The organism is Actinomadura sp. NPDC000600, assembly GCF_040492135.1.
GTDB lineage: Bacteria > Actinomycetota > Actinomycetes > Streptosporangiales > Streptosporangiaceae > Spirillospora.
The window spans coordinates 1-12,307 of sequence record NZ_JBEUPD010000077.1 but is presented as its reverse complement, the minus strand read 5'-3'; the positions used below and the strand labels follow the sequence as shown (position 1 = coordinate 12,307).

The following is a 12,307-nucleotide window of genomic DNA, read 5'->3' as shown; positions in this document are numbered from 1 at the left end:
GCACGGGCACAACACACCGAAACCGTGGCGTGAGGATCGCCCGGCTCGCAACGGGGGTTCCAGGGGGTCGCCCCCCTGGGAAGACACCGCCCCCCTTTACTCTCTGTGGTGGAGTTCGCCGGGCCAGGCCTCTTCGGGCCAGGCGGGGACCTGTTCCGAGGCGTCGGGGTCTACGCCGGGGACGATCTGCTCGCACCAGACGACCTTGCCGGCGGCGGTGCGGCGGCTGCCCCAGCGGTGGGCCAGCTGGCTGACCACCAGCAGGCCGCGGCCGTTCTCGTCGTCGTCCTCGGCGCGGCGGAGGCGCGGCAGGGCGGCGGAGCGGTCGAGGACCTCCACGACGAGGGTGCGCTCCAGCAGGAGGCGCAGCTCGATCGCGCCGGGGGCGTAGCGGAGCGCGTTGGTGATGAGCTCGGACGCCAGCAGCTCGGTGGTGTAGTCGAGGTCCTCCAGGTCCCATTCCGCCAGGCGGGCGCGGACGAGGCCGCGGGCGCGGCGGACGGCGGCCGGGTCGGCGGGCAGCGTCCAGGAGGAGTAGCGGTCGGCCGGGAGGCGGCGCAGCCGGGCGATCAGGACGGCGATGTCGTCGCGGTGCTGGTCGGCGTAGACGCCCGCGAGGGTGGTCTTGGCGAGGTCCTCCATGGAGCGGTCGACCGAGTCGCGCCCGAAGATCTTCTGGAGGCGGGCGAGGCCGTCGTCGATGTCGCGGCCCCGGTTCTCGACGAGGCCGTCGGTGTAGATGACGAAGAGGCTGCCGTCCTCGACGGTGAACTCGCGGCTCTCGATGGCGGCGCCGCCCGCGACGCCGAGCGGCGGGGCGGGCGGGACCTTCAGGTACTCGTTGTCGCCGGTCGGGCTCGCCAGCAGCGGCGGCAGGTGCCCGGCCGAGGCGATCTCGATGGTGCCGGTGGTCGCGTCGTAGACCGCGTACACGCAGGTGGCGAAGTGCGGCTCCTGCTCGCCCAGCTCGATCATCAGCTCGTGCATGACGTGCAGGGCGTCGGCGGGCGGCAGTTCCAGGTTCGCGAGCGTGTGCAGGGCGGTGCGCAGCCGGCCCATGGTGACGGCGGCGCGGACGCCGTGCCCGGCGACGTCGCCGACGATCAGGGCGACGCGGGCGCCGGGCAGCGCGATCGACTCGTACCAGTCGCCGCCGACCTCGACGAGCTTGCTGCCCGGCAGGTAGCGGTGCCGGACCTCGACGGAGGACGGCGCGGACAGCCGCAGCGGCAGCAGGCTGCGCTGCAGCGCGAGCGCGGTGGCCCGCTCGCGGCTGTAGCGCCGGGCGTTGTCGATGACGATGGCGGCGCGGGCGGCGAACTCCATGCCGATCTCGACGTCGTAGGCGTCGAACTTGCGGAACCCGGGGATGCGGGTGCAGGCGATGAAGCCGAGCAGCGTGTCGCTGGCGATCATGGGCAGCAGCACCATCGACACGTTGGACAGCAGCTCGCCCGCCGGGCCGCGCCGCCACAGCCGGGCGATCTCGCTCGCGGCGTCCACCTCGATGTGCGGCAGGTGGACGGGCCGCGCGGTCTCCATCACCTGCCGGTACGGGGTGCCCTCGGGGAAGACGAGCACCTCGCCGACGGGGAACGTGGAGGTCCAGGCCGGGTTGCCGTCGTCGGAGGTGACCGCGATGCGGCGCAGCACCGCCGAGCCGGACTCGGTGTGCACCTCGTCGGCGGCGACCAGGCTCTCCAGGACCAGCACGGAGGCGGCGTTGCAGAAGTGCGGGACGACGACGTCGACGAGGCCGCGGGCGGACTGGTCGAGGTCGAGGGTCGCGCCGAACCGGGTGAGCGGGTCGTCCATCAGGGCGCGCCGCATGAGGGCGGGGTCCTGGTAGCGCTCGCTCGGCGGCAGCTCGACCCGGACGAACAGCAGCGCGGAGGGCGCCGTGCCCGGGCCGCCGCCGAGCATCGGCTGCACGGTGACCAGGGCGTCGGCGGACGCGCCGCCGTCGCCGCGCAGCACGCCCATCACGCCGTTGCGCTCCTGGCCGGCGTCGTTGGCCTCCAGGAGCGTCTCGAGCTCGGCCTTCGCCTCGTCGCCGACCAGGTCGGTGGCCGGGCGGCCGATCAGGTCCTCGGGGGCACGGCCGAGGACGGCCTTGGCGTTGGGGCCGCACTGCACGATTCGCCGGGCACCGTCGATGCCCAGGACAAGGGTCCGGGACGCCGAATCGGTGGCGGGGGCATCGCCTCGCGGCGCCATGACGGATCTCACGTGACGCGCTCCAGACAGCCGGTCGTCTCACCACTACCCAGCGACAGTATGGGGCATGACGCAGCGGTAAGGGGAGAAGATCGCGCTTACCGCGCCGAAAACCGCTCGTCGTCCGCTTCCGGACGGCCTTCGCGGGCGCTCCCGATGCCCTCGAAGAGGGTGTCGACGACCGCCTCGGCGTACCCCTCGGGGAACGTCTCCTGGGGCCGCTTGGCGGTCAGCGAGCCGAGCAGCAGCGACATCGCGACCTCGACGTCGAGGCCGGCGCGCAGCTCCCCCGAGTCGACCCCGCGCTGGATCACCCTGCGGACGACGTCGCGCCGCGGCTCGATGACGTCCTGCCGGTAGCGGGCGTACAGCTCCGGGTGCTTCTCCGCGCCGCCGACGACGTTCCAGAAGCACCGGGAGTAGCGGCGGTGCCGGTCGCCCGCGAGGCGCCGCGCGATCTCGGTGAGGTCCTCGCGGACGGACGCGCCGGACGGCTCGGGCAGCGGCTCCTTCACGGCGCCGAGCGCGTGCACGATCAGCGCCTCCTTGCTGGGCCAGCGCCGGTAGATCGTCGTCTTGCCGACGCCGGCGCGGGCGGCGACCGCCTCGATGGAGACGCCCGCCACCCCCGACTCCTCGGCCAGCAGGTCCAGGGTGGCCTCGATGATGGCCTTCTCGGCGCGCTCGCTGCGAGGCCGCCCCGCGTGCCGCCGCTCGGTCCCGGTCATGATGCCCTCACCCTGCCACACCGGCCCCGTCACACGGCTGCCTTCTCCGGGCGCCGCCCGGCCGGCGCCGGCGCCTGCTCGGGCGCCGCCGCGGCACCGCGTCCCGGCATCCACTTCAGGACGACCAGGGCGCCGAGGAAGGAGATCACGGCCGCGGCGACGGACGCGGCGTGCATGGCGTGCACGAAGGCGGCGTCGGCGGGGCCGACCAGGCCCTGCCCGGCGGGGCCCATCTGGGCGGCGACGGCGTGCGCGCCCTCGATCGACTCGGCGGCGGCCTGCCGCGCGCCCGCGGGCAGCGCGGCGAGCTCGTCGCGCAGGTCGCCGCGGTAGACGGAGGCGACGACGGAGCCGAGCACGGCCACGCCCATCGCGACCGCGACCTGGCGGGCGGTGTTGTTGATGGCCGATCCGGCGCCGGCCTTCTCGCGCGGCAGCGCGGACATGACCGACTCGGTGGCGGGCGGCATCACGTTGGCCATCCCGACGCCCTGCACGAAGAAGATGGCACCGAGGATCCACATGGAGGTGTGGACGCCGACGAACTGGTAGCTCGCCAGCGCGGCGGAGACCAGCAGCAGCCCGGCGGTGCAGACCGCCTTGGCGCCGTAGCGGCGGACCATCGCGGCGCTGCGCGGCGCGAAGGCGAGTTGGGCGACCGCGAACGGCAGGACCATGGCGCCGGACTGGAGCGGCGTCAGGCCGCGCACCGACTGCATGTAGAAGTTGGCGAAGAAGAACACGCCGGTCGCGGCGAAGAAGCACAGCGCGATGGACGCGACGGCGGCCGACATCCGCGCGTCCTTGAACAGCCGGACGTCGAAGGCAGGGGACGCGGTGCGGGCCTCGTGCCACACGAACAGCGCGAGGAAGGCGGCGCCGGCGAGGATCGGGCCGAGCACGGGGAACTGGAGCCAGTCGCCCTTCTCGCCGCCCTGGATGATCCCGTACGACAGGACGACCAGGCCGATCACCGACAGCACCACGCCGACCGGGTCGAGCCGGCCGGGGGCGGGGTTGCGCGACTCGGGGACCAGGAACGCCATCAGGAGGACGCCGACCGCGATGACCGGCACGTTGATGAGGAAGACCGAGCCCCACCAGAAGTGGGCGAGCAGCAGGCCGCCGGTGAGCGGGCCGATGGCGACGCCCAGGCCGACCGCGCCGGCCCAGATGCCGATGGCGCGGGCGCGCTCGTGCGGCTCGAAGACGTTGGTGATGATCGACAGCGTCTGCGGCATGACCGCGGCGCCGCCGAGGCCCATCAGGGCACGGGCGTAGATGAGCTGCTCGGGCGACTGCGCGTAGGCCGAGGCCAGCGAGGCGAGGGCGAACACCGCCATGCCGCCGACGAGCACGCGCTTGCGGCCGATCCGGTCGCCGACCACCCCGAAGGTGAACAGCAGGCCGGCGAAGACGAGCGTGTAGGAGTTGATCGCCCACTCGAGCTGGCTCTGGGTGGCGCCCAGGCCCTTGTCGGGGTCGGCGATGGTCTTGAGCGCGACGTTGAGGATGGTGTTGTCGAGCACCACCACCAGCAGGCTCATGGTCAGGACGCCGAGGATGTACCACCGGCGCCGCTGGATCGTCTGGGGGTCCATGTCGATACGCAACGGTATCGTTTCGGAATCTCTTCCCGCTCCGGCGAAGAAATTTTCGGAATGGGGAGGGGTACCCGAATCGTTGGTCAGGTGGCACCATCGATTCCGTCTGGGTACGCCACAGTGGCGCCTCAAGACCAGCGGAGGTTCTGCATGTCTTCTTCCGTCCCATCCCCGGCGCAGCCGACCGCACTCTACGGCGGTACGAGCGGGCGCAGGGTCACCGTACGCGACATCGCGGCGGCCAAGGAGCGGCACGAGAAGTGGCCGATGCTCACCGCCTACGACGCGCTCACCGCGCGGGTCTTCGACGAGGCCGGCATCCCCGTGCTGCTCGTCGGCGACTCCGCCGCGATGGTCGTCTACGGCTACGACTCGACCATCCCCGTCACCGTGGACGACCTGATCCCGCTCACCGCGGCCGTCGTCCGCGGCTCCAAGCGCGCCATGGTCGTCGCCGACCTGCCGTTCGGCTCGTACCAGACGGGCGTCGCCGACGCGCTGAGAACCGCCACCCGGTTCCTCAAGGAGACCGGCGCGCACGCCGTCAAACTTGAAGGAGGACGCCGCGTCCTCCCGCAGGCCGAGGCGATGGTGGCGGCCGGCATCCCGGTGATGGGCCACCTCGGCCTCACCCCGCAGTCGGTGAACGCCTTCGGCGGCTACCGGGTGCAGGGTCGCGGACAGGACGGCGACGAGCTGATGGCCGACGCCAAGGCCCTGGAGGCCGCGGGCGCGTTCTCCGTCGTCCTCGAATGCGTCCCCGAGGACCTCGCCGCCCGCGTCACCGCGTCCCTGTCCATCCCGACGATCGGCATCGGGGGCGGCGGACACACCGACGCTCAGGTCCTCGTCTGGCAGGACATGGCGGGGCTCACCCCGCACACCGCGAAGTTCGTCAAGAAGTTCGCCGACATGAACACCCTGCTCGGCGAGGCGGCCCGCACCTTCGCCGACGAGGTCGTGGGCGGCGTCTTCCCGGCGCCCGAGCACACCTACCACTAGCCCGCGCGAGCATCGGCGCCGAACGGGCCCACCCCCGCACGGCCGCGCCGTCACCGGCGCGGCCGTGTGCCGTTCCCCGCGCGGTGTGACGTTCGCTACTGGTCGGGGTCGGAGCGGACCGGCTCGGGCCGGGGCCGCCCGCCCTCGTGGACCTGGCCGTCGCGCGGCGGCGGGACGCGGCGCGGGGCCGCGTCGTCCGCCGTGATCTCGTCGCGGAGCGTCTCCACGGCGGAGCGCAGCACGTCGGGGCCGGCGACGTTCATCAGCAGCAGCCCCAGGTTGAGGGCCATCTGACCGTCGGTCATCTCGCTGCCGGCGAGGGCGTCCACGGCCGTCCGCAGGTCGGCCTGGTCCTCGGCGGGCACGTTCTGCAGCAGGCCGAGGCAGTACGTCGGCAGCGCCAGCCGCGCCTTGGCGAACGAGACGCCCCGCATGATCTCCCCCGCCTCGTGCGCGCGGGTCTTGGCCTGCATCCGGTCGACGCCCCGGTCGGCGGCGGCCAGCAGCGAGGTCAGCAGCGTGCTCGGCCCGACCGCGACGTCCTCGTCGCCGACCCGGACGGTGAACACCGCGCTGCGGAACACCATCATCGAGCCGAGGCTCGCCACGAGCACCTGCGTCGCCTCCGCGACGTGCGCGGACTGGACGCCGAAGCGCCAGTCGAAGGTGTGCAGGAGCAGCAGCGAGCCCGCGCCCGCTCCCCCGTTGATCAGCACGTACGCCCAGGTGCTCGGCACCCGGACCAGCGTGGTGGGCCGGTCCCGGTACCGGCTGACCAGCTCGGCGATGCCGACGAGGCAGCTCAGCGAGACGGCGACGACGTATCCGATCATCGGGCCGCGGTCACTCGCCGGTCAGCCGGACGACCTCGTCGATCTCCCGCTCCACCGCGACCAGGCCGCGCTCGCGGAGCGTGTCGACGGCGCTCGCGACCTCCAGCAGCCCGAGCCGGGTCGCGTGGTGGATCTGCTCCAGCGACATCGGGCCGTTGGCCGCCCGCAACTGGGCGAGCACGCGGCGACACGCGTCCTCCGCGCCGGGCTCGATGTAGCCGGCGACGCCGGGCTCCCCGGCGGGGGCGGCCCCGGGCGCCCGCACCGCGTCGTTCCGCCCGGAAGGGGCCAGGAACGCGCTCCACGGGTCTGCCGACCGGTTCTCTCTCATCTCCACCCTGCCTGTCGCCACTCCGATGGTATGTCAGGAGTAGGACGCGGCGCAGGGCGAAACCGCTCCCGCCCGCGTCAGGAAGTCCGCTCCTCCGGGTCGTCCGGGGCCTCGGACCCGTCGGGCCCGGACGGGCCGCGGCGCCGGCCGAGGGACCGCGCCACGATCAGCAGGTCGCCGGGTTCGAGGACGGCGCAGCCGACGTCGTCGAACGGCAGCAGCCGGCCGCCGCGGACCACCGCGAGCGCCGGGTCGCCGACCGCGCCGAGCGAACGGCCGACCTCCTCCGGGAGGACCTCGCGCTCCACCAGGTCGAGGCCGCTCCCCTGGTCCAGCAGGTCCTCGATGACCTCGCCGACGTTCGGCTGCGTGGTGGAGACCCCGAGCAGCCGGCCCGCCGCCTCCGACGAGGTCACCACGTGGTCGGCGCCCGACTGCCGCAGCAGCGGGGCGTTCTCCGACTCGCGCACCGCCGCCTGGATGCCGGCGCGCGGGTTGAGCTGCCGGGCGGTCAGGGTGATCAGCACGGCGGTGTCGTCGCGGGCGCTCGCCACCACGATCTCGCGGGCGCGCTGGACGGACGCCTGCTTCAGCACCGAGCTGCGGGTCGCGTCCCCGACGATGCCGACGAATCCCGCCTCGGCGGCCTCGGCCACCACCCGCGGGTCCGGGTCCACGACCACGATCGACTCGGGCGGCACCCCGGTGCTCAGCAGGGTCCTGATGGCGCTCCGGCCCTTCGTGCCGTAACCGGCCACCACGACGTGGTCGCGCACGCGTGCCCTCCAGCGGGACTTTCGCCAGTCGTCGCGGGTGCGCTCCGCCAGCACCTCGAGGGTCGTGCCCACGAGGACGATGAGGAACAGCACCCGCACGGGCGTGATGAAGACGATGTTGACGAACCTCGCGCCGTCGCTGACCGGGGTGATGTCTCCGTACCCGGTCGTCGACATGGTCACCGAGGCGTAGTAGAAGGCGTCCAGCAGCGACAGCCGCCCGCCGCCGCTGTCACGGTATCCGTCGCGGTCGAGGTACACGACGGCCACGACGAGGAACAGCAGGACGAGCGCCAGCCCGACCCGCTTCGCCACCGCCCGCAGCGGCCCCGTCCTGGACGACGGCAGCATGACGAGCGGCCGCCGCGCGGCGTCCGAGCCGTTCATTCCGGCATCATCCTGGCACCGTACCGGTCCGCCCCGGTCAGACGTCCGTGATCCGGAGCCCGGCGTGGGCCTTGTAGCGGCGGTTCATGGAGATGAGGTTCGCGGTGAACGCCTCGATCTGGTGGGCGTTGTGCAGCCGCCCGCCGTAGACGCCGCGCATCCCGGGGATCCGCCCGGCGAGGGCCTGGACGAGGTCGGTGGCCTCCCGGTCGTTGCCGAGCACCAGGACGTCCAGCTCCATCTCGTTCACCTCGGGGTCGAGCAGCAGCCTGGCCGACACGTGGTGGAACGCGGCGACGACCCGGCTGTCCGGCAGCACGGCGGCGGCCTGCTCGGCGGCGCTGCCCTCCTCGACCGGCAGCGCGAACGCGCCCTTGCCCTTCTCGAAGCCGAGCGGGTTCACGCAGTCCACGACGATCTTGCCGGCCAGCTCGGCGCGCAGCGACTCCAGCGTGGCCTTGTGCCCCTCCCACGGGACCGCGACGATCACGACGTCGGACCCGCCGGCCGCGACCGGGTTCTCGGCGCCGGAGACGGGCAGGTCCGCGCCGAGCTCGTCGGCGGCGGCCTGGGCGCGCTCGGCCCTGCGCGACCCGATCGTCACCCGGTGCCCGGCGAGCGCGAACCGGCGCGCGAGGCCCTTGCCCTGGTCCCCCGTCCCGCCCAGGATGCCGATGGACAGGCCGCTCGCGTCAGGGAGGTCGTAGGGCGTCTTCTGCTGCTCAGTCATGCGGCCGAGTCTGCCAGGCGCGGGTCCGGGCGCCCGCCGCCGGGTCGGCTCCGGAAAAGGGCCTGCACCGGCCGCCGCGTGAGGCACCATGGTGCCCGTGGACGCCGAGCAGATGACGATGTTGCGCGAGGTCCTGTCGACGACCGGCTGGCTGGAGCGGACCGAGGAGTTCGGCCGGGCGCTGCGCGTCACCTCCCGGACCCCCGGTGGGCTGCTGCTGGTCGGCACGCCCGGGGGCGACCCGTGGCATCTGGCGGCGCACCTCGACGACGAGAGCCGGCTCGGCGGCGCCCCGGGCCTCGCCCCCACGCTGGTGCGCTGGGAGCCGCCGGCCGGGGCGCCCGCGCACCTGCGGATCGGGCTGGAGCGGCTGGAGGCGGCGCGGCGCGGCGAGACGCTGTTCGTCGTCGCCGAGGACGAGGCGCCCGTCCCGCTGCTGGAGCGGGTCGACGACGCCCGCCGCACCGGGGCGACCGTCCTCGCGCTGGAGGGCGGCGACCGGGAGCTGCGCGGCCTCGCCCACGAGGCACTGACCGTCCCGCCTGACGAGGCCCTCATGTCGTTCGACGGGGCGCAGCACCTCGTCAGCGCGGCCGCGGGCCGGGAGCCGGCGCGGACGCCGCGCGGGCTGCGGCGCCGCCTCGCCCGGCTCCTCGACGCCGTCTCCGGCCCGGTCCCCGACTAGTCAGTCCTCGTTCTGCCTGCGCCACGCCTCGTTGCGCTCGCGGGCGATGGCCAGGGCGTTCGCGGCCTCGCCCTCGGTCTTGTACGGGCCCATCCGGTCCTTGCCGGGGCAGCCGGCCCCGTGCTCGACCTTCATGTGCTTCAGGCAGAACCACCAGTCACCGTCGTCACCGGCCATGGGCGCTCCTCTCGATCATGCGCTGGCACGGGATTGTTGCCCGGACCGCGCTGACTACACTCCATCACTATGACGACGCAGTTGCTCCGGCCTGGACGCGTTTCCCCGATGCGCAAGGTTCCCTCGAACATTCCGCGCCCGGAGTACGTGGGGAAGAATCGGCCGCGGACGGGCGAGCCCGACGTCAAGTCGCCCGAGACCATCGAGCGGATGCGGGTCGCCGGGAGGATCGCCGCGCAGGCGCTGGAGGAGGTCGGCAAGCACGTCCGCCCGGGAGTCACCACCGACGAGCTGGACGCCATCGGCCACGAGTTCATGCTCGACCACGGCGCCTACCCCTCCACGCTGGGCTACCGCGGGTTCCCCAAGTCGCTGTGCACCTCGATCAACGAGGTGATCTGCCACGGCATCCCGGACGACACGGTCCTGCGCGACGGCGACATCGTCAACGTCGACATCACCGCCTACATCGGCGGCGTGCACGGCGACACCGACGCGACGTTCCTGTGCGGGGACGTCGACGAGGAGTCGCGGCTGCTGGTGGAGCGCACCCGCGAGGCGGCGATGCGCGGCATCCGCGCGGTCAAGCCCGGCCGGGCGCTGAACGTGATCGGGCGGGTCATCGAGTCCTACGCCAAGCGGTTCGGGTACGGGGTCGTGCGCGACTTCACCGGGCACGGGATCGGCACGACGTTCCACTCCGGCCTCGTCGTCCCCCACTACGACGACCCGGGCGCCACGACGGTCATCGAGCCGGGCATGACGTTCACGGTCGAGCCGATGCTGACCCTCGGCACCCCCGAGTACGACATCTGGGCGGACGGCTGGACGGTCGTCACCAAGGACCGTCGGCGCACGGCGCAGTTCGAGCACACACTGCTGGTCACCGACGACGGCCACGAAATCCTCACCCTCCCGTGACCCACACCTCGATCTAGAGTCCGATTCGCCCCACATCCGGCCGGGAGACTCTCAAGAGATGAACGCCCCAGCGCCGTACGAGCCGAGGGTGCCGTCCGACACCATGCCGCCGGGGCGGGCGGCGCTGAGCGTGACGTGGGCGGCGCTGCCGTTCCTGAGCCTCGGCTTCGCGACGCCGTTCACGTTCGCCGCCGCGCTGCTGTGGCGGCGGAGCCTGCACCTGCTGGTGTCGACGGTCGCCTACGCCGGGGTGTTCGCGCTGCTGCTGTCCATGCTGTCCGCCGCCGACGACCGGGGCAACGTGCGGTTCGCCGGCATGCTGATGGCCGTCCTGGCGGTGGTGGGCTGCGGGCACGCCTTCCTCATCCGGCGGGGGGTGTTCGACCCGCACGGGCTGTCGGGCGTCGACAACGAGGCCGTCGTGGAGCGGGTCAAGCGGCAGCGGCTGCTGCGGGAGAAGGCGCGGGAGCTGGCCGCGTCCGACCCGGGCCTCGCCAAGGAGCTGCGCATCGGACGGCCCGACCTGCCGCGCCAGTACAACGACGGCGGGCTGGTCGACGTCAACCACGCGCCCGCGGAGGCGCTGGAGCTGCTGCCCGGCATCACCGCGGAACTGGCGGACAGGATCGAGCGGGTACGGGCGGAGACGGGCGGGTTCCTCTCCGCCGAGGAGCTGTCCGCCGTCGCGGGGCTGCCGCCCTCCCTCACCGGCGATCTGGCCGACTACGCCGTCTTCATCCGCTGATCGCGGGTATGCAGCGGGCGTGACCCCGAAGAAGTCCGCGAAGCGCTCCTCTCCCCCGGCCCGCGAGGGCGACCGGCTCGCCGAGTACCGGGGCAAGCGGGATCCGGGGCGGACGCCGGAGCCCGTCCCCGAGGACGCGGCGGTCCCGCATGCCGACAAGGCGCTGCCGCGCGGGAACGACGACACGTTCGTCATCCAGGAGCACCACGCGACCAGCCTGCACTGGGACCTGCGGCTCGAACGCGACGGCGTGCTCGTCTCGTGGGCCGTGCCGAAGGGCCTGCCGTGGAGCCCGGAGACCAACCACCTCGCCGTGCACACCGAGGACCATCCCCTGGAGTACGCCGCCTTCGAGGGCGAGATCCCGCGCGGCGAGTACGGCGCGGGCAGGATGACGATCTGGGACCGCGGGACCTACGAGACGGAGAAGTGGTCCGAGCGCGAGGTCAAGGTCGTCATCCACGGCTCGCGCGTCTCCGGCCGCTACGTGCTGTTCAGGACGCGCGGGAAGAACTGGATGATCCACCGGATGGACCCGCCCGCCGACCCGGACGCCGAGCCGCTCCCGGGGTCGCTGCGCCCGATGCGGCCGCAGGAGCGGGCCCGCCTGCCCCGCGACCCGCGGGCGTGGGGATTCGAGTTCGCATGGGGCGGCAAGCGGATGGCCGCCTATGTCGAGGGCGGCCGGACGCGGTTCACCGACGGGCGGGGCCGCGACGTGGACGGCCCCGGCGGGCTCGGCTCCCGGCTCGGAGCGGAGCTCGGCGTCCGGCCCGCGCTGCTGGACGGGGAGCTGGCCGTCCTCGACGGCCGCGAGACCTACATGGTCTACGACGTGCTGCACCTGGACGGGCATCCGCTGCTGGACGTCCCGTACCGGGAGCGGCGGGAGCGGCTCGACGGCCTCGGCCTGTCGGGGCCGCGCTGGCAGACTGCCCCCTGGTTCCCCGGCGACGGCGGTGCCGTCCTGGACGCGGCGCGCGAGCAGGGGCTGCCCGGCGTCGTCGCCAAGCGCCTGGACTCCCCCTACGAGCCGGGCGAGGAGTCCGGCGCCTGGCGCTTCATCCCCTCCTGACCTAGGCCGTGTTTAGAAAGTGGTGTTGGCAAGGGCTCGTAGCCAGATGTTGATGGCAGCGAGCTGGATGGTGGCTTCGTAGCGGACGGCGAGCTT

Annotated in this window: 13 protein-coding genes; 5 read left to right on the top strand and 8 right to left on the bottom strand. The window is 73.2% G+C overall.

All coding sequences use genetic code 11. From position 1 onward, the window contains the following. Positions 1-96: 96 nt before the first annotated feature. The 3 genes from ABWI07_RS43385 to ABWI07_RS43375 form a co-directional block, all read right to left on the bottom strand. Positions 97-2,229, bottom strand: a complete 2,133-nt coding sequence (locus ABWI07_RS43385; RefSeq protein ID WP_235036562.1) for a SpoIIE family protein phosphatase — start codon at positions 2,227-2,229, stop codon at positions 97-99. An 86-nt stretch (positions 2,230-2,315) separates the two neighbouring features. Continuing rightward, the gene (locus ABWI07_RS43380) at positions 2,316-2,945 is read right to left on the bottom strand and encodes a TetR/AcrR family transcriptional regulator (protein ID WP_149257479.1); all 630 of its coding nucleotides are present in this window, start codon (positions 2,943-2,945) and stop codon (positions 2,316-2,318) included. Between the two features lie 29 nt (positions 2,946-2,974). Further along, a complete protein-coding gene (locus ABWI07_RS43375; RefSeq protein WP_149257480.1) occupies positions 2,975-4,546 on the bottom strand; it encodes an MFS transporter in 1,572 nt (523 codons plus the stop codon). A gap of 153 nt (positions 4,547-4,699) precedes the next feature. On the opposite strand from ABWI07_RS43375, the gene panB reads away from it, so the two are divergent. Next, positions 4,700-5,551, top strand: a complete 852-nt coding sequence (gene panB / locus ABWI07_RS43370) for a 3-methyl-2-oxobutanoate hydroxymethyltransferase (protein ID WP_149257481.1) — start codon at positions 4,700-4,702, stop codon at positions 5,549-5,551. 95 nt (positions 5,552-5,646) lie between these two features. Here panB and ABWI07_RS43365 read toward each other — a convergent pair whose 3' ends face one another. From ABWI07_RS43365 to npdG, 4 genes are all read right to left on the bottom strand, one after another. Continuing rightward, on the bottom strand, positions 5,647-6,384 hold the full coding sequence (locus ABWI07_RS43365) for a hypothetical protein (RefSeq protein WP_235036563.1): 738 nt from the start codon (positions 6,382-6,384) through the stop codon (positions 5,647-5,649). Positions 6,385-6,394: 10 nt separating this feature from the next. Next, positions 6,395-6,715 carry a hypothetical protein gene (locus tag ABWI07_RS43360; protein ID WP_149257482.1) on the bottom strand — a complete coding sequence of 107 codons (321 nt, stop codon included), beginning with the start codon at positions 6,713-6,715 and terminating at the stop codon, positions 6,395-6,397. 77 nt (positions 6,716-6,792) lie between these two features. Then, positions 6,793-7,878, bottom strand: a complete 1,086-nt coding sequence (locus tag ABWI07_RS43355; protein ID WP_353822127.1) for a potassium channel family protein — start codon at positions 7,876-7,878, stop codon at positions 6,793-6,795. 37 nt (positions 7,879-7,915) lie between these two features. Next, entirely contained in the window at positions 7,916-8,608 is a 693-nt protein-coding gene (gene npdG / locus ABWI07_RS43350; protein WP_353822126.1) for an NADPH-dependent F420 reductase, read from the bottom strand. 88 nt (positions 8,609-8,696) lie between these two features. Between npdG and ABWI07_RS43345 the strand changes: the two genes are divergently transcribed. Continuing rightward, positions 8,697-9,293 carry a hypothetical protein gene (locus tag ABWI07_RS43345; RefSeq protein ID WP_149257485.1) on the top strand — a complete coding sequence of 199 codons (597 nt, stop codon included), beginning with the start codon at positions 8,697-8,699 and terminating at the stop codon, positions 9,291-9,293. Here ABWI07_RS43345 and ABWI07_RS43340 read toward each other — a convergent pair whose 3' ends face one another. Further along, a complete protein-coding gene (locus ABWI07_RS43340) occupies positions 9,294-9,470 on the bottom strand; it encodes a hypothetical protein (protein ID WP_200841684.1) in 177 nt (58 codons plus the stop codon). Between the two features lie 69 nt (positions 9,471-9,539). Between ABWI07_RS43340 and map the strand changes: the two genes are divergently transcribed. Genes map through ABWI07_RS43325 form a run of 3 tightly spaced genes read left to right on the top strand, consistent with a single transcriptional unit; the run spans position 9,540 to position 12,211 of the window. After that, entirely contained in the window at positions 9,540-10,391 is an 852-nt protein-coding gene (map, locus tag ABWI07_RS43335; RefSeq protein ID WP_353822125.1) for a type I methionyl aminopeptidase, read from the top strand. A 58-nt stretch (positions 10,392-10,449) separates the two neighbouring features. Further along, complete coding sequence (locus tag ABWI07_RS43330) at positions 10,450-11,136, top strand: ComEA family DNA-binding protein (RefSeq protein WP_149257487.1); 687 nt, start codon at positions 10,450-10,452, stop codon at positions 11,134-11,136. 19 nt (positions 11,137-11,155) lie between these two features. Then, the gene (locus ABWI07_RS43325) at positions 11,156-12,211 is read left to right on the top strand and encodes a DNA polymerase ligase N-terminal domain-containing protein (protein WP_149257488.1); all 1,056 of its coding nucleotides are present in this window, start codon (positions 11,156-11,158) and stop codon (positions 12,209-12,211) included. The last annotated feature ends 96 nt before the right edge of the window (positions 12,212-12,307 follow it).